The organism is Brucella pseudogrignonensis (assembly GCF_031454375.1).
GTDB classification, from domain to species: Bacteria; Pseudomonadota; Alphaproteobacteria; order Rhizobiales; family Rhizobiaceae; genus Brucella; species Brucella pseudogrignonensis_A.
On the sequence record NZ_JAVDQT010000001.1, the window covers coordinates 943262 to 962883 of the forward strand.

Here is a 19622-nt window from a genome sequence, read left to right on the forward strand (position 1 = left end):
TCGCTCAGTTCGTCTTGGCTTTTTCATCGCCCGGCAGGACGTAATCCGTCCCTTCCCATGGCGAGAGAAAGTCAAAATTGCGGAATTCCTGTCGCAGCATGACAGGCTCATAAATGACGCGCTTGGCTTCATCGCTGTAACGAACTTCAACGAAACCAGTGGTCGGGAAATCTTTGCGCAGCGGGTGACCTTCAAAACCGTAATCGGTCAGAATGCGACGCAGATCAGGGTGACCGGAGAACAGAATGCCATACATGTCGTAGGCTTCGCGCTCAAACCACTCAGCGCCGACGAAAACCGACACAGCAGAAGGAACCAGCATATCTTCATCAGCCTGAACCTTCACGCGAATGCGTAGGTTCTGGCGTGGTGAAAGGAACTGATAAACAACGTCAAAACGCTTGGCGCGCTGTGGATAATCAACGCCGGAAATATCCGTCAAATTAATGAACTGGCACTGCACGTCATCGCGCAGGAATGTCAGAACAGTAATCAGGCTTTCAACCGGAACAGACAGCGTCAGCTCGCCATAGGCCAGCTTCGCCTCTTCGATCGCATCGCCGAGACGTTCTTTGATATAGCCGGAAAGTTCACCAAGAGCTTCTTCGCTCATATCTCTAACTTCCTTTTTTAGACCCCGATCCATCCTTGGGAAAACAGATCGAGTTCTAACAAACCTTCTTGCACCATTGAGACCAAAAGGTCCGCTTAGCGCTCGATCGTACCTGTGCGGCGGATCTTCTTCTGAAGCATAAGAATGCCATAAAGCAGCGCCTCAGCCGTCGGAGGACAGCCCGGCACATAGATATCGACCGGAACAACACGGTCACAGCCACGCACTACAGAATAAGAGTAGTGATAGTAGCCGCCGCCATTTGCGCACGAACCCATCGAAATGACATAGCGTGGCTCTGGCATCTGGTCATAGACTTTGCGCAGAGCCGGAGCCATCTTGTTGGTCAGCGTGCCTGCAACGATCATCACGTCAGACTGACGCGGAGACGCACGCGGCGCGATACCAAAGCGCTCAGCATCATAACGCGGCATGGAAATATGCATCATTTCCACAGCGCAGCATGCGAGACCAAAGGTCATCCACATCAGCGAGCCAGTACGCGCCCAGGTTACAAGAGCGTCAGCAGAAGTGACGATGAAACCCTTATCGGACAGTTCACTGTTCAGATCGTTGAAAAATGCATCATCGGAACCGACTGGCTTGCCCGTGCGCGGGTCAAGAATGCCTTTTGGCTGCGGAGCAATGAGTGTCGATCCAGACGCTTGATTTGTGCCGGTCAATCCCATTCGAGGGCTCCCTTCTTCCATTCATAGATGAAGCCGATGGTCAGAACGCCAAGGAAAAGCATCATCGACAGGAAACCGAACCAACCGATTTCACCAAAGGACACAGCCCATGGGAACAGGAAGGCGACTTCGAGATCGAAGATGATGAAGAGAATCGACACCAGATAGAAACGGATGTCGAATTTCATGCGAGCGTCATCAAAGGCATTGAAGCCGCACTCGTAAGCTGAAAGCTTTTCCGGGTCTGGCTGTCTGTACGCGACAAGAAACGGCGCAACCAGAAGGGCTACACCGATAACCATTGCGATGCCGAGAAAGATGACAATCGGCAAATAGGAACTTAAAAGCTCGTCCATGATCCTTAATCCGGCTTGAATAACGAGGCTGCGCCGCCTGTAATAAGCTTTTTAGCGCTTACCACCATGCGACACATTGCATCTCTTGCGACCTCGTCGCCTCAAGCAGCTTCAAGGGCATGCCGTGCGAACCTAAGTATTTGGCCGGACGGTTAGCGCAGCATGCACGCGAGCGCAAGCCCTCCAGCGCGATCAAGCGGGTATAGTGTGCTCAAGATGCTTAATAAGCACCATCCGCAAGCCCATATATGCTACCCAAATTTGATATAGCATGAAATCATCATAATTTCGTGAGGAAATAGAGATGAACGATCTTTCGCCATTTTAAGGCGAATAGAATCAATCGATTTAAAATCGACTGACCTCGTTAAATAGATATTTTGGATGGCGCGTCCCAGAAACCAGCGTCGGCACCTCTGATTCATATCCAGCATTAGCCGCCGTTGGTAATGCGTCAGACTTGGCGTGGCTTCTGATAAATAACGCAGTAAAACACTCTTTATATATAGGGCGCTATTTGCACTTATATATAGAGTGTAAAACCCCACCATTCCGTCGTCGCAATGCGATGATGTGATCAGGAGAAAAATCCCGTCGCCATCGGTAAGATTCTTAAAATAAATTAGCCCTAGAGATTCGCGGTCAGGATTCAATTGCCTTCAGCAATTCGACAGCAGCTTTTAGGATTGTGCTTCAGACATAATCGCGTTCTGCGGGGGCATTTGGAATCAAACCCTGAATATGCCGTCAGCGCAGAATAACAAAGAACACAGGCACAAAATCCCGGGAGGGCGATATGAGCACATATTTGCTCACCAGCGGCGACATTCTAGTCATTCTGGCAGGGATATTCTCTGTGGCTTATCTTTCCTGGAAGCGGAAGACGAAATAGCCCTGCCCCACACAAGCGACTATGAAGCCGAAAGCGAGAGCGCTTATTAAGCGCCACAGCGCCCGATCCAACTCTTTTTCACGCATGCCGTTATCGGAAAAGCGATTCACACGTTTCAACGACAAGCTTTTAATCGTGCACGCATTAAAGATGCCCGACGTATAAGCGCTGCTTTTCAAGCACGAGGGCGCATCAGAAAGCGTTTATATAGTGAGGAGATAAATTCGCGAGGTGCGCCATTTTCTTCAGAAATGTAAGATTTGTTTTCTGAATGAAAATGGCGCGAGTGACGGGGCTCGAACCCGCGACCTCCGGCGTGACAGGCCGGCACTCTAACCAACTGAGCTACACCCGCGCATTTCATTTTCAGCCATTTGGCTGGGTAGTCACCGACGTTTCCGTTCGGTGTGAGCGGTCGTTTAAGGTGTTCTCTCACCAGTGTCAAGCGAGTGATCTGAAGAAAAAAGAAGAATTTTGATTTTATTCTAAAAGAGCCGATTTTACGTGCCTCTTATATAGGGGGCCTGATCCACAACTCAGTTTATTTAATCGGAAGGCATTCAAATTAAACAGAAAAAGGAATCGCATTTTTTGATGTTACCTACGAGTCACCCCATTTCAGGCTCGCAAAATTATCGCTTTCATAGGAGTTATCCCCAGAGAGCTCATATTTTTTAGCCGGAGAACTAAAAAAATGCATTTTTCTAATTTTTACGCTTGCACTATCCAAACGAACAGCCTAAACGGCTCTCACAGCGGCTGACAAGTTAGCCGGGCGATTAGCTCAGTTGGTAGAGCGCTTCGTTTACACCGAAGATGTCGGGAGTTCGAGTCTCTCATCGCCCACCATATTTTCCAATCACTTAGACGAAAATATAAAGCTCCCTTTGGGTTCAATGAACCTAGTGGCCTTTCTTCTGCGCTGCTTCCATTTTCTGCAAAATTTCCATTACAAGACGCATGTTGCTACCCGGATGAGTGAGTGTGTCCTGAATTTTACTCACCGCTTGAGACGTGTTGCCCACCAGCAGTCCAGTGGGCATATCTACACGCTCGCTAAAGCCGGATCACATAATCCTTACGGGTCGTTTCTATGACTTCCCATGTTCCCCTGAAGCCAGGACGAATAACGAAGCGGTCACCAGCGACAACTTCGCGGCTCTTACCGCCCTCCTCCGTCAAAATTGAGCGGCCAGACAGGATATAGCAATATTCCCATTCGTCATATTCGATGCGCCATTTTCCCGGCGTGCTTTCCCATATGCCTGCGAATAGCTTGCCGTCGGCGCTTTCTTCAAAATTCCATGTCAGGAATCGCGGGTCGCCTGAAAGAACGCGCTCCGGTAACGGAGCGCTTTCTTCGGGTTTCACGCCATTGATCTCAAAGCTGAGAAATTGGCTCATCCGATCAAACCTTGGCGAGTGCCTGTTCGATGTCAGCGATAATATCATCGGCATCTTCAATACCGATAGAAAGACGCACAACATCAGGTCCAGCGCCCGCCGCCACCTTCTGCTCATCGGTCAACTGACGATGGGTGGTCGAGGCCGGGTGAATCACGAGCGAACGGGTGTCGCCAATATTTGCCAGCAACGAGAAAAGTTCGAGACTATCGACAAATTTAACGCCAGCTTCATAACCGCTCTTGAGACCGAAGGTGAAAACAGAACCAGCACCCTTCGGCGAATATTTCTGCTGAAGTGCATGATATTTATCGTGTGGCAGGCCAGCATAATTAACCCACGACACTTTTTCATGGCCATGCAGCCATGTAGCGACCTTCAAAGCATTATCCACATGACGCTGCATACGCAGCGGCAATGTTTCAACGCCCGTAAGAATCTGGAACGCGTTGAACGGCGAAATAGACGGTCCGAAATCACGTAGGCCAAGTACACGCGCAGCAATGGCAAAAGAGATATTGCCAAAGGTTTTGTGCAGCTCGAGGCCTGCATAATCAGGCCGTGCTTCTGTCAGAAGCGGATAGTTGCCGGACTTGGCCCAATCGAATGTGCCAGCATCAACCAGAATACCGCCCATCGAATTGCCATGACCGCCAATGAATTTTGTCAGCGAGTGCACAACAATATCGGCGCCATGCTCAATCGGGCGCACAAGATAAGGCGATGCCAGCGTGTTATCGACAATTAATGGCAAGCCGTGTTTATGTGCGATTTCGGCAATGGCTTCTATATCAATGACAATGCCGCCCGGATTGGCGAAGCTTTCAATGAAGATTGCGCGCGTCTTGCTGTCAATCTGTTTAGCAAAATCGGTTGGGTTGGTTGCGTCCGCCCAGCGAACCTGCCAGCCAAATGATTTAAACGACTGACCAAACTGGTTGATTGAACCGCCGTAAAGCTGGCGTGCAGCGATGAAGTTATCACCCGGTTGCAGCAGTGTGTGAAACACCAGCAACTGCGCTGCATGGCCCGAAGCCGTTGCGACCGCTGCCGTGCCGCCTTCAAGTGCTGCAATACGCTCTTCCAAAACGGCAGTGGTTGGGTTTGTGATACGCGTATAAATATTGCCAAAGGCCTGAAGGCCAAACAAAGACGCAGCATGGTCGGCATCATCAAACACAAACGAGGTCGTTTGATAGATTGGCGTGGCACGCGCGCCCGTTGTCGGATCCGGCTTTGCGCCAGCGTGAATTGCCAAAGTTTCGATACCGGGTGAGCGCTTAGACATGAGTTCCTCCTGACAGCCTATGCCATATGATATGACCGGACGTTAGGCTCTGGCTGCAAGAAAGCAAAGGAGGATTTTGCGCGATAATCTCAAATCACAGAAATTAATTCTACAATTTTAACTTACCCTATGAGGCGCGGATATTCGATAGCCGGACAGCGGTCCATGACAACTTTGATACCTTCACTTTCGGCTCTTTTGGCAGCGTCCGGATGTATGACATCAAGCTGCGTCCATAAAACTGAAGGTCGTTTCCTCAAAGCGAGAATCTCATCAACAATGCCCGGAAGCGCATCAGAAGCGCGAAATACATCGACCATATCAATCGGCTCATCAATATCGGCAAGCTGCCCTACCACGCGCTGTCCGTGAATGGTCTTTCCCACCTGCCCCGGATTAACCGGGATAACATGATAACCATGATCAAGCAGAAACTTCATCACGCCATTGCTGGGGCGCTCCGGCTTTGGCGAAGCACCAAGCAATGCAATCGTTTTGACAGTGCGAAGAATATCGCGAATTTCATTATCCGAAGATGTCTGCATGTCTGTTCTCCAAAGGCGGCTTTGCCAAATTGGATGTAAACATACCGCACGACTGACTTGCAAGGTCGGCCTCATTCCCCCTATTCCTTGTAATAAGGGAGAGAAAATGAATATCACAGCCGAACACCGCACAAGCCTAAGCCCGGTCATGAGCCTTGAAGATTTGCGAACTTTCATGAAGCGTGAGTTTCCGCAACTTGATGAGAGTTTTGAAATCGTCTCGATTGATGCGGGATCAGCCACAATGCACCTACACGCAGATGATCAGCATCTGCGGCCCGGCGGTACAGTTTCCGGTCCCTCAGTGTTTGCGCTTGCTGATGTCGCTGCCTATGCAGCAATTCTCGGCCATATCGGACCTGTGGCGCTGGCAGTGACGACTAATCTCAATATCAATTTTCTGCGCAAGGCCAATCCCGGCACAGTGAAAGCTATTGCAAGGATTCTGAAGCTTGGAAAGCGCCTCGCGGTGCTGGACATAAGCATGACAAGCAGCGAAACCGGTGAACTTATTGCTCATGCGACCGCAACTTATTCCATTCCACCACGTTAAAAACTACGGTATTATAATACCAATATTGCAAGTCATTGTTTTTATTGTATTTTTAAAAGATTGATATAAAAACAACGCTTGACGGCTTATGTTAGTTTGTGTATCGACCCGCCCAGACCATATGAAAGCTCGCTTTCGTGTGTTCTCACGGTCGGCTGTTATCAAGACAGGCAGAACCAAACAAGCAACAAGAAAAGCCCGGATCGTAAGGTCAGGGATTAGTCAAGGAAGACTTCAATGGCAACTTTTTCTCAGAAGCCAGCCGAAGTGGTGAAGAAGTGGATTCTGATCGACGCAGAAGGTCTCGTCGTCGGTCGTCTCGCATCACTCGTCGCCAATCGCCTGCGCGGTAAGCACAAAGCAACTTTCACTCCACACGTTGACGATGGCGACAATGTCATCATCATCAATGCTGACAAGGTTGTTCTTACCGGTAAGAAGTACACCGACAAGGTTTACTACTGGCACACTGGTCACCCAGGTGGCATCAAGGAACGTACTGCTCGCCAGATTCTCGAAGGCCGTTTCCCAGAACGCGTTCTTGAAAAGGCTATCGAGCGCATGATCCCACGCGGTCCTCTTGGCCGTCGCCAGATGAAGAACCTGCGCGTTTATGCAGGTGCAGAACATCAGCATGAAGCTCAGCAGCCAGAAGTTCTGGACGTTGCAGCGCTGAACCGCAAGAACAAAGGGAATGCATAATCATGGCTGAGCAGCTCAACTCGCTCGAAGAACTCGGCAGCGTAGCGTCGGCCTCCGCCGCAGCTCCAGTTCATGTCCAGAAGATCGACGCTCAGGGCCGCGCTTATGCGACCGGCAAGCGTAAAGACGCGATTGCTCGCGTTTGGGTCAAGCCAGGTTCCGGCAAGATCACTGTAAACGGCAAAGAATTTGCTGCGTATTTCGCACGTCCGGTTCTGCAGATGATCCTGCAGCAGCCGATCATTGCGTCGAACCGCGCTGGTCAGTTCGATGTTGTTGCTACCGTTGTTGGTGGCGGTCTTTCCGGCCAGGCCGGTGCTGTTCGTCACGGCATCTCCAAGGCACTCACCTACTACGAACCAGGCCTTCGCACGGTTCTTAAGAAGGGTGGCTTCCTTACCCGTGACAGCCGCGTTGTTGAACGTAAGAAGTACGGTAAGGCCAAGGCTCGCCGTTCGTTCCAGTTCTCGAAGCGCTAATATTTATCGCTTTGGAATTACAGAAAAGCGGGCCTTCGGGTCCGCTTTTTTGTTATGAGCTGTCTTAGAAAAAGCCGGAATTAGTCAATGACATCACAATACTTCGCCCAAACACCACAACCACCCTACTTCGTTGTCTCATTTTCGTCGCAACGCTTGGGCGATGATGACGGCTATGGTGAAATGGCAGACCGCATGGCAGAACTTGCTGCAAAACAGCCCGGCTATATCGGTGTTGAGAGCGCACGCGATGCAGAAGGCTTTGGCATCACCAATTCGTTCTGGGCGGATGAAGACAGCATCCGCGCATGGAAACGCGATGTCGATCATCTTTTGGCGCAAAAGCTTGGTCGTCAGCAATGGTATGAAACTTATTGCGTTCGCATTGCGCGTGTAGAACGTGCTTACGGTTTTGATGCGAAAACTGCATAAAGCAATCTCCCATTTTGCTTCATGAAGCGCTATGAGAGTTGTAACGCCATCCGGGAGACGGCAATGCCCTCAAAAACGATTGACCATGCTTTCACCGCTCGCAGCCTGACAAGTGCTGCAACTGACCCCACCCATGCAGGTGTGTTGTCATTCATGCGGCGTGTTTACAGCAAGTCGCTAAAAGGTGCTGAAGCTGTCGTATGGGGTATTCCGTTCGATGCAGCGGTGTCCAATCGTCCGGGCGCACGGTTTGGTCCGCAGGCCATTCGGCGTGCATCGGCAATTTTTGACAATGATCCGCAATATCCATTCGAGCGCGATCTGTTCGAAGACCTTGCTGTTATCGACTATGGCGACTGTCTGCTTGACTATGGCAATCATTATAAGACGCCAGCGACGATCGAGCGGGAAGCCGCGAAAATCCTCAAATCCGACGCGTTTCTGCTAACGCTTGGCGGCGATCATTTTGTGACGTGGCCCCTGCTCAAAGCACATGCTGCGAAATACGGACCGCTGGCGCTCGTTCAGTTCGATGCACATCAGGATACGTGGTTTGATGATGGCAAGCGCATCGATCACGGCTCATTTGTGGCGCGTGCGGTTCGCGACGGGATTATCGACCCGGATCAATCGATCCAGATCGGCATTCGGACGCACGCACCGGAAGACTGCGGCATCAAGATCATCTATGGTCACGAAGTCGAGGATATGTCGGCGCAAGCGATTGCTGAAGAAATTCTCAAGCGCACCGTTGGCAAAAAGACCTATCTGACCTTCGATATTGATTGTCTTGACCCAGCTTTCGCGCCGGGGACAGGAACACCCGTCGCTGGCGGTCCTTCGTCTGCAAAAATGCTGTCCGTGCTTCGCAAGCTGACGGAACTTGACTTCGTCGGTGCGGATGTCGTCGAGGTTGCACCGGCTTATGATCATGCTGATATAACAGCCATCGCGGGAGCTACAATCGCAATGTATTATCTCGGACTGCTGGCCGAGCAAAAAGCACGACGACGATAGGCCCCGCTCATAAACTGATTCAAGCAGCTGAAAAATCGATTCCGAATATTGATGTAACTTTCTGAAATTAAAGGCAAAGCGCATGAAACCGAAAATCTTCATCGACGGCGAACACGGCACAACTGGTCTGCAAATTCGCAGCCGCCTTGCCGAACGCGACGATCTTGAAGTGATTTCAATCCCGGAAGCCGAGCGCCGCAACAAGGATCTGCGCGCCGATTATCTGCGCGCCGCCGACATCGCAATTCTCTGCCTGCCAGATGATGCGTCTAAAGAATCCGTCGCGCTGCTTGAAGGCCACAACGCGACGCGGATTATCGATACATCGACTGCGCATCGTATTCATTCCGACTGGGCCTATGGCTTTGCCGAGCTTGCCAAAGGCCAGCGTGAGCGGATTGCGGAAGCACGTCTCGTTGCCAATCCCGGCTGCTATCCGACAGGTGCCATCGCATTGGTGCGCCCATTGCGTGATGCTGGTCTGCTGGCAGCAGATTATCCGATCAGTGTTAATGCCGTTTCGGGCTATACCGGCGGCGGCAAGCAGATGATCGCGCAGATGGAAGATAAAAACCATCCTGAGCATCTGGCATCAAACAATTTCCTCTACGGTCTGCCGCTGCATCACAAGCATGTGCCGGAGCTGCAATTGCATGGCCGTTTGGATCGTCGCCCGATCTTTGCTCCAAGCGTGGGCCGTTTCCCGCAGGGCATGATCGTTCAGGTGCCACTGTTTGTGACTGAGCTTGAAGGCACGCCGTCTCTCAAAGACGTTCATGCTGCGCTGACCGCCCATTATGCCGGTCAGGATATTGTGGAAGTGGTTTCGCTTGAAGAAAGCAGCAAACTTTCCCGCATCGATGCGGAAGAGCTTGCAGGCAAGGATGGCATGAAGCTGTTCGTGTTTGGCACCGAGGGCGACAATCAGGTCAATCTCGTCGCGCTGCTCGACAATCTTGGCAAAGGCGCATCGGGTGCCGCTGTTCAGAACATGAACCTGATGCTTGGCAAATAAGCTAACTTTGAAATGAAAAGCCCGGCTTGAAGCCGGGCTTTTTTTATTCCTGATAAGCGCCCTTGGTTGCGCGCCAGTGGGCTACGGCAAAGGCAAGCACCAAAAGCGCTACGAACTGATGCGTCAGACCCAAATCAATCGGCACACTTAACAATAGCGTCACGATACCAATGACAGCCTGAACGAGTATCAGACCGAGCAGGACGATTGTGCGGCGCGCATGGGTCGTTCCTGCCGCATGTTTCCAGACCTGCACCAAATGCAAGATGGCCAAAACAACGACCGTATAAGCAAACATGCGATGCACAAATTGCACGGTTTTCGGGTTTTCAAACAGATTGATCCACCAAGGCGACTGAATGAGCAAATCGGATGGGATGATCGCTCCATCCATCAATGGCCATGTATTAAAGGTCAGACCAGCGTGAAGACCGGCAACCAGACCGCCGAGATAAATCTGTATCAGTACCGCAAATACCAACCAGCCTGCAAAACGCTGAATCGCGCGCTCTGCAGGTCGTTCGGTATATTTCACCAGACCGCGCGCAATATAAAACACAGCGGTAATAATTAGGCAGGCAGTCGTCAAATGGATTGCAAGGCGATACTGGCTAACGCTCGTGCGCTCGCTCAAGCCCGACGCCACCATCCACCAGCCGATTGCGCCCTGAAAACCGCCCAACGCAAGCAGTCCGAGCATACGATATTTCAATGTGGTGTTGAGACGACCGGTCAGCCAGAAAAAGGCGAGCGGAACGGCAACCAGAAAGCCCACAAAACGGGCGAGCATACGGTGCGCCCATTCCCACCAGAATATCGACTGGAAAGCTTCCAACGACATGCCTTTGTTGATCTGCTGATATTGTGGAATCTGACGATATTTATCGAATTCTTCCATCCACTCCGCATGATTGAGCGGCGGAATAACGCCATGGATGGGTTTCCATTCGGTAATCGACAGGCCAGAACCCGTCATGCGGGTTGCACCACCAACCATCACAATCGCAATCAGCACGACAAAAACTGCGTAGAGCCAATAGCGGATCAGCCGACGATTGCTATCTTCTGCCGATCGCGTTGCACCCTGCCCTTCTTGTCGAACCGAAACCGCCGCCATGCCATTTTATCCTTCAATATCATATAGAGGGATACATGCCGCATAGGTGGGGCAGTTACAAGACAAGTTCACGCGACAAGCCGACGCGTTTTCGCTTCCTTTGCTTGTCCTCACGCGTTAGTGAGAAGTGGAAAGAGGGAGAAAGTCATGCCCGTTCGGCTGAAAAAACTCATAGGCACATTTTTACTTGTTGCCCTTGTGATCATCTATGCAGTTTTTGCGACGATAATCGCTGTTGCACAGCTGGCAGAGTCACCGGCATGGGTGCATCTGCTCTATTTCTTATTAACCGGACTGCTTTGGGTTTTGCCTGCCATGGCAATCATCTGGTGGATGGCGCAGCCGCCACGCCAGAAGCGTCATTGATGAGCAGATAAGCATCAAAGATTCTCTGAATTAGATTCAATTAAATCATCGAACATGCTGATTATAAAATAAAATCAGGCTGCCGTTTGCGGTATTCCGTTTTTCAATTCAGATGAACGTTTCAAATTATCCATAACGATAATCACATCTTCATAGCCGCTTTGATCCATGTCCATTGCAGCTGTAATCACTCGATCATCATTCGGATCGACAATATTCATAATTACGACAGCAGAACGGTCGAAAATACACGCTATTTGCTGAGCGGTTGAAGGACCGCATTCAACAACGACGAAATCATAGACGGTTTCAAGTGCATCCAAAATGTGTGGTAGCCGTTCAGCGGAGCGCATCGCTGTTGCTGGAACGACTTTTCCAAGTGGCATAATATGAGCTTGAGAGTAGTGATCGGTATGTATGGTGTCACCAAAACGGCGCTCTCCAGCAAGCAGATCTGTAATGCCAGAGCGATTACCTCCGTCAAGCATCGCGCGCCCTAAAGTACCTATAGCGGTCATATCGACAAGAATAACACGGTTTCCCCGATCAGCCAGCTCACGCACGAATTTCACCGTAACGATTGAAGCATCGTCACCTTCCGGTGAAACCGCAATAATGCGCTTAGATTTTAAAGCAATGAGGCCATCGGCAACAGCTTTTACACTGTTCGGGTTTTCCGACATATCGATTAGGCTTTCTTTCGTAGCAATTGTCTCTTGAAACCTGAGAGGCGATGTCCAGCGCCTGTTCTTAAGCCCGCTAATTGTTACAGCGGATGCAGAGTCAATGTCGCCAGCTGCGCCTATAGCCGGCATTTTAATCTCTTCTGCAACTACAAAATTCTCATCCACTCCAATTATCCGGGAGCGGCGCTTGAACATTTCACGAAGTAGCACCGAAACCGCTAACAAAAGCAGGCTTAACAAAAATGTTGTTATGATAACTGGCAGTGTTTTTGGAAAATATGGCTTAGTCGGCACTTCCGCACGGGTAAATATTTCTGAAACAACTGCCATAGCACTGGGATTTGCGAGTGCTTTAAGCTCAGCATAGCGCTTTTGATAGCTTTCTAAAAGCTCGCGCTGCGCAGACGCCTCTCGCTCCAGAGCCTGAACTTCTAATTGCGGTGCTCGAGCGTGTGCAAGTTCCGCATTCAGTCGATCCAACTCTCGATTGAGGTCATTTTCACGTGTTTGGGCGATCTGGGTCGCGCTGTTAAGACTTGTGAGAAGTTTACGCCCCTCAGCGTTGATCTGCCTGTTTAAATCAACAAGCTGCGATCTCAGGGACTTAATACGCGGATGCCCATCGAGCAGCGTAACAGACAGGCTGGCAATTTCTGAATTGAGCCCAAGACGCAACTCTATAAGCCGCTGCATAGTGCCTTGTGCCATTCCATCAGGCAGGTTTCCCGTTATGTTGCCGGATGCCAGCGCCTGACTAACTATATCAGCGCTTGCTTCAGATGCAGAACGCTCTGCGCGTAATCGGGATATTTCTGCCAAAACCTCTGAGTGTTTTGTGGCTATGTCGTCAGTGTCGGGCTGGCTACTTCTAAGCCGATTAGCCGCCTGATGATCAGATAATCTTTTCTCAGTATCCCCTAACTTGTCATGCAAATCAGCGATTTCTGACGCAAGCCAAGCGGCCATACTATCGCTATTGTTATTATTCTGCGCATTTTCCATCGCAATATAGGAATCTGCGACAGCATTAGCCACTTCTGCGGCTGTATGCGCGTTGGGAGAACTATATTGTACCGCAATCAGACGCGTTCCACGAACATTGTAAACGTGCAGTCCATTACGAAGATTTTGAAGCACGCGCTCATCGGGTTTTGAGTCAACCGAGCCGCTTCGCAGACCAAAATAAAACAGCGCCCTCGCCCAAATGCTCCTCTTGTTCGGGTTGAACTCCGTATTCTCTGTGAGATTAAGATTCTCAGAAACATCATTCAGCAATTCGCCAGAGGTCAAAAACTCTATCTGAGCCTTCATTCCATCCAACGATAGTTGCCGACCTTCTGGAGCTTCATAATTTGCAGACGCTGGAGAGATTATTTTGGGCTGAAGCGAAATACGAGACTCAGCCTGAAAATCAAGGGTAATAAACTGGCAGATTGTCCATGCACACATAGACAACACAACCGCACCACCGATGATCCAAAGACTATTCTGGCGCAACGTTGCGAGAGAAGACGTGACACTTATATCTTGCAACGAGCTATCGGCCTGCGACATTCCCATATTCCGCTGATCTGACCCTCAGATAACCATTTTATCCACTTTGGGGAGCGGGCCAGATGGTTAGCAAAAAGTAAATCAACAAGGTAACCAGACCGTTAATTTTCATAAGCGGAAGCATGAAAGATGTTTGCGCAAAGTTTTTTCATCAAAGATTACATTCTTTACCAGCCATTAACCTTAATCAATCGATAACATCACTTAACAGTATCTGGATATTTGAATCTGGACACTCCAACACGGCAAGGCTTTTCGGAAGAGACCGGCGCGAAAATGACAATGCGGAAAAATCATAACAAGCACAAAAGCCTGACGGCTCTTGCAGTGCTTAGCCTAACGGCGATGATGCTTTCAGCATGTTCGAGCTATCGCCCTGCCCCACCTGCTTTTCATGCAGGCCTGAATGAACCCTATTTGTTAAGTGCTGGCGACCGTGTGCGCATAACAGTGTTCGAGCAGGCAAACCTTACAAACAATTATAACATCGACCAGTCCGGATACATTGCATTTCCATTGATAGGCAGTGTTCCCGCCAATGGAAAAACCGTGAAGCAACTTGAGGGTATAATTGCCTCTAAGCTGCGCGGCGGATATTTGCGCGAACCTGACGTCAGCGTAGAGGTTGATCGCTATCGTCCTATCTTCATTATGGGTGAAGTTGGCGGAGCAGGACAATACTCATATGTTCCCGGCATGACTGTACAAAAGGCTATCGCTGCTGCCGGAGGTTTTTCACCCCGTGCTAACCAGGAAAATGTCGATATAACACGAACAATCAACGACGAGGTTTCAACTGGTCGCGTACTAATATCTGACCCAATTCTGCCAGGGGATACGGTTTATGTGCGCGAGCGTCTTTTCTGATGGATTTTTCGTCGTGTAGTTATCTTGGCGCTATGCTTATTCAGTGTTCAAGCAAAGCGACAAGCAGACAATTACGGGGCGTTAAATCCAATCTATCTTCTTCAAATTATAGCTAATCATTATGAATGCGAACGCTGCTGAAAGCACGCTGCCGCTCTCTTGTTTGGCTCACTCATACGGGTTTTTAAAGTCTCGCGTAGCCCGTACCCTATACCGCTTGGCAGCATGTGAAGTTGCCAGGATTTTGATATTGGCCGTAATCCAGCGTCGATACCGCGCATTGGATGCAAGATTTTATAGAATAAATTTACCGTGAAACGCATTCGCCACGATCTTGCAAACGCGCTAGGTTTTTAATCAGCTTTTTCTAAGGATTTGCGTTTAAAGATAACTCAGCGTTTAAGGTTGTTAGGAGCTGAGCCGTGCGGCAAAATAATACGCCCCCTCCAGTTACCCCCGAGGAAAATAATGCCAGTGGCCCGCATCGTTCAAAGATGAAAGAGCAAATAGAGTTAAACCCGATGGCGCGCCAGATGGCTGCGCAGTATGCACGCGATACACTATCGCCGAGTATGTTTAGCGGAGTGATACGGCTTGTTGAGCTCGGAATTGTTCTGATAACGGGATTATTAAGTTTCTCTTATTATGTGAGTTTCAATACTCCGCATATTTTCTATTATTTTCTTATAATGTTCCTGAGTGGCGCGCTTTTCGTTCTGATCATGGAAATGAACAATGGCTACCAGATCAACATTCTGCGTCGCCCCAGCCGGTACCTGAAGCGAGTTTTCATGGCTTGGGCCACTGTGCTCGGGCTGATCGCGGTCACTGGCTTCTTACTCAAAGTATCCTCTGACTTTTCTCGCGCATGGTTTCTTATTTGGGCAATCAGTGGCCTTGTCATCCTCATCACATCCCGTCTCTTCGTTTCATGGAAACTCCAACGCTGGGCGCGAAATGGCATTATGGAGCGACGGGCGGTCATCGTCGGCGGGGGCCCAAGCGCGGAAGCATTAATTCGTTCTTTGGAGCAACAATCAGAGAACGATATTCGAATTTGCGGAATATTCGACGACCGCGATGACAAACGCTCTCCTCCCGTTGTTGCGGGCTATCCTAAGCTTGGCAACATCAAGGAATTGATCGAATTTGCACGCATTGCGCATATCGATATGCTGATCGTATCGCTGCCAATAAGTGCCGAAGAACGCATCTTAAAAATTCTGAATAAGCTGTGGGTTTTACCTGTCGACATACGACTATCCGCCGTCAACAGTCATTTGCGGTTTCGTCCACGTGCCTATTCCTATATCGGCACAGTTCCCATGCTTGATATTTTTGACAAGCCAATCAACGACTGGGATTCGGTTGCAAAGCGAATCTTCGATATTGTTTTCAGCTTGCTGGGTATTGTCTTTCTTTCCCCCATCATGCTGACAACGGCAATAGCCATTAAGCTCGATAGCAAAGGGCCAATTCTCTTCAAACAGAAGCGCCATGGGTTTAACAACGAGGTCATAAATGTTTGGAAATTTCGCTCTATGTATACCGAGCAAAATGATCCAGCAGCACGAAATGTCGTAACGAAAAATGATCCTCGCGTGACCCGCGTTGGACGTTTCATTCGCAAGGCCTCAATCGACGAGTTACCACAATTCTTTAATTCACTGACCGGATCGCTTTCTCTCGTTGGGCCTCGACCTCACGCAATTGCTGCACACTCGCACAATGTCCTTTTTAATGAAGTCGTAGAGGGTTACTTCGCACGTCATCGCGTCAAACCCGGTGTAACCGGATGGGCGCAAATAAATGGCTGGCGTGGCGAAATCGATAACGAAGATAAAATAATGATGCGAACGGAATACGACCTTTACTACATTGAAAACTGGTCACTTTGGTTTGATCTGAAAATCCTTTTCCTCACCCCTATCAAACTTCTTAACACCGAAAACGCGTATTAGACGCACATCGAAAACTATGAACCCCGCGAGCGGATTTCATTGACAGTTTTTCAAACGCAAATTGATGACGATGAGGACAAAGCGTGCAACTCTTAATTTATACAGCAGCGGCACTGTTTGAGATTGCAGGTTGTTTTGCCTTTTGGGCATGGCTCAAACTTGACAAGTCGCCATTGTGGCTTGTTCCGGGTTTGATATGCCTTGCCGCTTTTGCATATCTGCTTACGCTTATTGAAAGCGAAGCTGCCGGGCGCGCTTATGCAGCTTATGGCGGCATTTACATCATAGCTTCCATCATATGGATATGGCTCGTTGAAGGCATGCGTCCCGACCGCTGGGACATTACAGGCGCCGCAATCGCATTTTGCGGCGCTTGCATTATTCTTTTCATGCCTCGCTCATAAATTATGAAAGCTTGCTGAATTCAACAACGAACTCGCGAATACCCGAGGCCAAAAACTGCACTGCAACGCACGTTAATAGAAAACCCATAATTTTCGTCACGGCTTGCATGCCATGGTCGCCGAGCACTTTCTCGATCCAGTTCGCAGAAGATAAGCCGATATAGGCAATTACAACCATAATAGCGATGCCAATGGCGATGACGCCATGACCTAGAATGGTGTGGTCGGCAGGTATTTGGGACGTAAACCCCATCACGACAGCAATTGACCCGGGGCCTGCCAAGCTCGGCATCGCCAAGGGTGAGAACGAATAATCAAGTTGAGCTTTTTTAATATCAGCTGGCTCTGCGTCTACTTGCGATGAAGTATCCTCACCCGAAAAAATCATGCGAAGTGCCAAGATCATAATGATGATGCCGCCTGCAACACGAATACCAGGCATTGAGATACTAAATAGCGAAATTATACCGTTCCCTAGCAGCATAAAAACAATCAGAATCGCAAATGCGTAAATGCAGGTCTTGCGCGCTTGAGAGCGTTTGTCCTCTGCACTCATTCTCTTCGTCAAAGCCATATATAGGGGAATGGTCGTAAGAGGATTCATGATTGGCAGAAGACCAATCACCACGATCGATACATATTTCACAACCTCAGCGAACAGTCCCATCTAAGCCCCCAAAAGCAAAACTAAAAGCTCGCCAAATTTACACTGAATTAGCAATAATTCTCTATCTGTTTATTAGGCTCCGCACTGCTTCTCTAAAGCCATAAAGATGGGACGTCTCCAGAAACTCTACGAGATTAACACGTAGTGAAATACTGGAGCTTATGTATTTTTAGAACTCACCCGCATCAATCTTTAAAATTAATTGCGATCAAAAAATTGCGCTTGATGACATTTATAGAAAGAGTTCTACTGTCATTGTTTCGATACGAGATTATTTTATTCGTAAAACTTTGATATATTTATTTTGATTAAGGTCGTCGCCCCCAATTTTCACTAGGCCCTCATTGATGTTCAATAAATTCTAATACCCCTGTTTCGACAGGGGTATTTTTTTAATACAAAAAACGAAACCGCATATCGGAATAAATGTCTTAAAGTTTTTTGAAAAATGGTCGGAGCGGCGGGATTCGAACCCACGACCCCTTGACCCCCAGTGTCATGCCGTCATTTCACCCTGATTACCTCCCGTTTCAAAAACTGCAACTATTCAGTTGAAAGCGTTAGATAAAATATGCACTGATAGCTTTGTAGTTATATCGAGTTGTCGCTACAGAAACCCACTATCTGTTACCCGACCGTTACCCGAAGCGATTTTCATGTCAAAAGCAGTGCTTACAATTAAATTCATCGAGGCCGTCAAACCAAATCCAAAGGGTCGGGTTGAAATACCTGACGCGGGATTGCCGGGCATGTATTTAATTGTCCAGTCGAGCGGCGCGAAGGCTTGGGCCTATCGCTATCGTTATGATGGGAAGCCAAAGAAACTAACCGTCGGGTCTGTCCTCATGAAGCGAGAGGCCGGAGAGGTCGACGGCGATCTCCCTTTCGGTATTCCCATGACACTAGCCGAAGCGCGCCGGGCAACACGTCGAGCAATGCAGATGGTTGCCGAGGGGTTGGACCCGTCGGCGAATAAGAAACAAACCAAAGACCGACAAAAGGCAGAGCCGCAAGACGAAACGAATACCGTCGAATATCACGGAAAAGAGTTTATCAAGCGGTACGCAAAACCGAACAATCGCAGTTGGGCCGAAAAAGAACGTCAATTCACGGCCGAGATAAATCCGGTTTGGGGCAGTAAAGACGTATCTACAATCTCGAAAAGAAACGTAATCGAATTGATGGACGCGATTGTTGATCGCGGCTCTCCTGTCACGGCAAACCGAGTGCTTGCAACTTTGAAAACTTTCTTTGGCTGGCTGGTTGAACGAGACATTATTCCAGCATCCCCGACGGTCAGCATAAAGAAGCCTTCGGCCGAAAAGTCGCGTGATCGGATATTAACAGATGAAGAGCTTCGCCGGGTATGGAACGAGGCCGCGAAGTTTGAATATCCTTTCGGGTCATTTTGGCAAATTCTGCTTTTGACCGGACAGCGCCGTAACGAAGTCGCTGGAATGCAGGCTGACGAACTCACCCTCGACGGATTGAAACCAGAGTGGATAATTCCAGCGGATCGCACAAAGAACGGCAAGCCGCACGTTGTCGCCTTATCAAACTCGGTTGTCGAGATAATAAAATCCCTGCCAGAAACGGGCAAGAGTGGACTTCTGTTTTCGACAACCGGCGAGACTTCAATCTCCGGGTTTAGCCGGTCAAAGGGCCGATTAGACGATGCTCTTACAGCTAAAATGAAGAAGGAAGTCATCGAGGCGGGTGGCGATCCCGAAAGCGTTGCACTCACCCCTTGGACACTGCATGATTTGCGTCGCACAATGGCGTCAGGAATGGCCCGGATCGGAATATCTCTCCCGGTAATCGAACGCTGTTTAAATCACGTTTCTGGAAGCTTCGGCGGAATTGTCGGTGTTTATCAGCGCCACGAATACAGAGACGAAACGCGAGCGGCCTTCGACGCTTGGGCGAACCTCGTCGACAACATAGTCCACGAGCGCGGCGGGGCGAATGTTATCCCGATGAAGAAACCAAATTAAAAAAAGCGGCCTTTGCGGGCC

The 19622-nt window shown here is 49.3% G+C and carries 20 protein-coding genes, 2 tRNA genes and 1 pseudogene; 12 read left to right on the plus strand and 11 right to left on the minus strand.

From position 1 onward, the window contains the following. Positions 1 to 4 precede the first annotated feature (4 nt). From J2782_RS04650 to J2782_RS04665, 4 genes are all read right to left on the minus strand, one after another. Entirely contained in the window at positions 5 to 613 is a 609-nt protein-coding gene (locus J2782_RS04650) for an NADH-quinone oxidoreductase subunit C (protein WP_310010426.1), read from the minus strand. A gap of 95 nt (positions 614 to 708) precedes the next feature. Beyond that, positions 709 to 1302 carry a NuoB/complex I 20 kDa subunit family protein gene (locus tag J2782_RS04655; RefSeq protein WP_094506958.1) on the minus strand — a complete coding sequence of 198 codons (594 nt, stop codon included), beginning with the start codon at positions 1300 to 1302 and terminating at the stop codon, positions 709 to 711. Further along, positions 1293 to 1658 carry an NADH-quinone oxidoreductase subunit A gene (locus J2782_RS04660; RefSeq protein WP_250039644.1) on the minus strand — a complete coding sequence of 122 codons (366 nt, stop codon included), beginning with the start codon at positions 1656 to 1658 and terminating at the stop codon, positions 1293 to 1295. The genes J2782_RS04655 and J2782_RS04660 overlap by 10 nt, the downstream gene beginning before the upstream one ends. A 1170-nt stretch (positions 1659 to 2828) precedes the next feature. Continuing rightward, positions 2829 to 2905 (minus strand) — tRNA-Asp (locus J2782_RS04665). Positions 2906 to 3323: 418 nt separating this feature from the next. Here J2782_RS04665 and J2782_RS04670 point away from each other — a divergent pair. Further along, a tRNA-Val gene (locus J2782_RS04670) sits at positions 3324 to 3399 on the plus strand. A gap of 53 nt (positions 3400 to 3452) precedes the next feature. Here J2782_RS04670 and J2782_RS04675 read toward each other — a convergent pair. The 4 genes from J2782_RS04675 to J2782_RS04690 all read right to left on the minus strand — a co-directional run bounded on the left by J2782_RS04675 (position 3453) and on the right by J2782_RS04690 (position 5787). Next, on the minus strand, positions 3453 to 3593 hold the full coding sequence (locus J2782_RS04675) for a hypothetical protein (protein ID WP_310010427.1): 141 nt from the start codon (positions 3591 to 3593) through the stop codon (positions 3453 to 3455). A 13-nt stretch (positions 3594 to 3606) separates the two neighbouring features. After that, complete coding sequence (locus tag J2782_RS04680; RefSeq protein ID WP_310010428.1) at positions 3607 to 3954, minus strand: cupin domain-containing protein; 348 nt, start codon at positions 3952 to 3954, stop codon at positions 3607 to 3609. Positions 3955 to 3958: 4 nt separating this feature from the next. Further along, a complete protein-coding gene (locus J2782_RS04685) occupies positions 3959 to 5242 on the minus strand; it encodes an O-acetylhomoserine aminocarboxypropyltransferase (protein ID WP_310010429.1) in 1284 nt (427 codons plus the stop codon). A 122-nt stretch (positions 5243 to 5364) separates the two neighbouring features. Next, the gene (locus J2782_RS04690) at positions 5365 to 5787 is read right to left on the minus strand and encodes a CoA-binding protein (RefSeq protein ID WP_310010430.1); all 423 of its coding nucleotides are present in this window, start codon (positions 5785 to 5787) and stop codon (positions 5365 to 5367) included. A gap of 106 nt (positions 5788 to 5893) precedes the next feature. On the opposite strand from J2782_RS04690, the gene J2782_RS04695 reads away from it, so the two are divergent. The 6 genes from J2782_RS04695 (at position 5894) to argC (ending at position 9985) form a co-directional block, all read left to right on the plus strand. Next, the gene (locus tag J2782_RS04695) at positions 5894 to 6340 is read left to right on the plus strand and encodes a PaaI family thioesterase (protein ID WP_310010431.1); all 447 of its coding nucleotides are present in this window, start codon (positions 5894 to 5896) and stop codon (positions 6338 to 6340) included. 237 nt (positions 6341 to 6577) lie between these two features. Then, positions 6578 to 7042, plus strand: a complete 465-nt coding sequence (gene rplM, locus J2782_RS04700) for a 50S ribosomal protein L13 (RefSeq protein WP_007874511.1) — start codon at positions 6578 to 6580, stop codon at positions 7040 to 7042. Positions 7043 to 7044: 2 nt separating this feature from the next. After that, on the plus strand, positions 7045 to 7521 hold the full coding sequence (gene rpsI / locus J2782_RS04705; protein ID WP_250039637.1) for a 30S ribosomal protein S9: 477 nt from the start codon (positions 7045 to 7047) through the stop codon (positions 7519 to 7521). 87 nt (positions 7522 to 7608) lie between these two features. Further along, complete coding sequence (locus J2782_RS04710; RefSeq protein WP_310010432.1) at positions 7609 to 7953, plus strand: antibiotic biosynthesis monooxygenase family protein; 345 nt, start codon at positions 7609 to 7611, stop codon at positions 7951 to 7953. Between the two features lie 63 nt (positions 7954 to 8016). After that, positions 8017 to 8970: an agmatinase gene (speB, locus tag J2782_RS04715; RefSeq protein ID WP_310010433.1), complete on the plus strand. Its 954-nt coding sequence runs from the start codon at positions 8017 to 8019 to the stop codon at positions 8968 to 8970. 82 nt (positions 8971 to 9052) lie between these two features. Beyond that, the gene (argC, locus tag J2782_RS04720) at positions 9053 to 9985 is read left to right on the plus strand and encodes an N-acetyl-gamma-glutamyl-phosphate reductase (RefSeq protein WP_310010434.1); all 933 of its coding nucleotides are present in this window, start codon (positions 9053 to 9055) and stop codon (positions 9983 to 9985) included. A gap of 43 nt (positions 9986 to 10028) precedes the next feature. On the opposite strand, the gene J2782_RS04725 is transcribed toward argC, so the two are convergent. Continuing rightward, the gene (locus J2782_RS04725) at positions 10029 to 11102 is read right to left on the minus strand and encodes a COX15/CtaA family protein (protein WP_310010435.1); all 1074 of its coding nucleotides are present in this window, start codon (positions 11100 to 11102) and stop codon (positions 10029 to 10031) included. Positions 11103 to 11249: 147 nt separating this feature from the next. Between J2782_RS04725 and J2782_RS04730 the strand changes: the two genes are divergently transcribed. Further along, a complete protein-coding gene (locus tag J2782_RS04730) occupies positions 11250 to 11468 on the plus strand; it encodes a DUF2842 domain-containing protein (protein WP_310010436.1) in 219 nt (72 codons plus the stop codon). A gap of 74 nt (positions 11469 to 11542) precedes the next feature. Here the strand turns inward: J2782_RS04730 and J2782_RS04735 are convergent, their stop codons facing one another. Further along, on the minus strand, positions 11543 to 13708 hold the full coding sequence (locus J2782_RS04735) for an exopolysaccharide transport family protein (RefSeq protein WP_310010437.1): 2166 nt from the start codon (positions 13706 to 13708) through the stop codon (positions 11543 to 11545). A gap of 282 nt (positions 13709 to 13990) precedes the next feature. On the opposite strand from J2782_RS04735, the gene J2782_RS04740 reads away from it, so the two are divergent. The 3 genes and pseudogenes from J2782_RS04740 to J2782_RS04750 all read left to right on the plus strand — a co-directional run bounded on the left by J2782_RS04740 (position 13991) and on the right by J2782_RS04750 (position 16940). After that, positions 13991 to 14575, plus strand: a complete 585-nt coding sequence (locus J2782_RS04740) for a polysaccharide biosynthesis/export family protein (protein WP_310011081.1) — start codon at positions 13991 to 13993, stop codon at positions 14573 to 14575. A 512-nt stretch (positions 14576 to 15087) separates the two neighbouring features. After that, positions 15088 to 16536: pseudogene (locus J2782_RS04745) on the plus strand (undecaprenyl-phosphate glucose phosphotransferase); the annotation flags it as partial. Between the two features lie 83 nt (positions 16537 to 16619). Beyond that, complete coding sequence (locus tag J2782_RS04750) at positions 16620 to 16940, plus strand: YnfA family protein (RefSeq protein ID WP_310010438.1); 321 nt, start codon at positions 16620 to 16622, stop codon at positions 16938 to 16940. Between the two features lies 1 nt (position 16941). On the opposite strand, the gene J2782_RS04755 is transcribed toward J2782_RS04750, so the two are convergent. After that, on the minus strand, positions 16942 to 17607 hold the full coding sequence (locus tag J2782_RS04755) for a MarC family NAAT transporter (protein WP_310010439.1): 666 nt from the start codon (positions 17605 to 17607) through the stop codon (positions 16942 to 16944). Positions 17608 to 18263: 656 nt separating this feature from the next. Between J2782_RS04755 and J2782_RS04760 the strand changes: the two genes are divergently transcribed. Further along, positions 18264 to 19601 (plus strand): tyrosine-type recombinase/integrase, encoded by a 1338-nt coding sequence (locus J2782_RS04760; RefSeq protein WP_310010440.1) that lies wholly within the window; start codon positions 18264 to 18266, stop codon positions 19599 to 19601. Positions 19602 to 19622 lie beyond the last annotated feature (21 nt).

Coding starts and splice junctions, on each gene's coding strand:
- J2782_RS04650 (WP_310010426.1), bottom strand. CDS start 613: ATGAGCGAAGAAGCTCTTGGTGAACTTTCCGGCTATATCAAAGAACGT.
- J2782_RS04655 (WP_094506958.1), bottom strand. CDS start 1,302: ATGGGATTGACCGGCACAAATCAAGCGTCTGGATCGACACTCATTGCT.
- J2782_RS04660 (WP_250039644.1), bottom strand. CDS start 1,658: ATGGACGAGCTTTTAAGTTCCTATTTGCCGATTGTCATCTTTCTCGGC.
- J2782_RS04675 (WP_310010427.1), bottom strand. CDS start 3,593: ATGCCCACTGGACTGCTGGTGGGCAACACGTCTCAAGCGGTGAGTAAA.
- J2782_RS04680 (WP_310010428.1), bottom strand. CDS start 3,954: ATGAGCCAATTTCTCAGCTTTGAGATCAATGGCGTGAAACCCGAAGAA.
- J2782_RS04685 (WP_310010429.1), bottom strand. CDS start 5,242: ATGTCTAAGCGCTCACCCGGTATCGAAACTTTGGCAATTCACGCTGGC.
- J2782_RS04690 (WP_310010430.1), bottom strand. CDS start 5,787: ATGCAGACATCTTCGGATAATGAAATTCGCGATATTCTTCGCACTGTC.
- J2782_RS04695 (WP_310010431.1), top strand. CDS start 5,894: ATGAATATCACAGCCGAACACCGCACAAGCCTAAGCCCGGTCATGAGC.
- rplM (WP_007874511.1), top strand. CDS start 6,578: ATGGCAACTTTTTCTCAGAAGCCAGCCGAAGTGGTGAAGAAGTGGATT.
- rpsI (WP_250039637.1), top strand. CDS start 7,045: ATGGCTGAGCAGCTCAACTCGCTCGAAGAACTCGGCAGCGTAGCGTCG.
- J2782_RS04710 (WP_310010432.1), top strand. CDS start 7,609: ATGACATCACAATACTTCGCCCAAACACCACAACCACCCTACTTCGTT.
- speB (WP_310010433.1), top strand. CDS start 8,017: ATGCCCTCAAAAACGATTGACCATGCTTTCACCGCTCGCAGCCTGACA.
- argC (WP_310010434.1), top strand. CDS start 9,053: ATGAAACCGAAAATCTTCATCGACGGCGAACACGGCACAACTGGTCTG.
- J2782_RS04725 (WP_310010435.1), bottom strand. CDS start 11,102: ATGGCGGCGGTTTCGGTTCGACAAGAAGGGCAGGGTGCAACGCGATCG.
- J2782_RS04730 (WP_310010436.1), top strand. CDS start 11,250: ATGCCCGTTCGGCTGAAAAAACTCATAGGCACATTTTTACTTGTTGCC.
- J2782_RS04735 (WP_310010437.1), bottom strand. CDS start 13,708: ATGTCGCAGGCCGATAGCTCGTTGCAAGATATAAGTGTCACGTCTTCT.
- J2782_RS04740 (WP_310011081.1), top strand. CDS start 13,991: ATGCGGAAAAATCATAACAAGCACAAAAGCCTGACGGCTCTTGCAGTG.
- J2782_RS04755 (WP_310010439.1), bottom strand. CDS start 17,607: ATGGGACTGTTCGCTGAGGTTGTGAAATATGTATCGATCGTGGTGATT.
- J2782_RS04760 (WP_310010440.1), top strand. CDS start 18,264: ATGTCAAAAGCAGTGCTTACAATTAAATTCATCGAGGCCGTCAAACCA.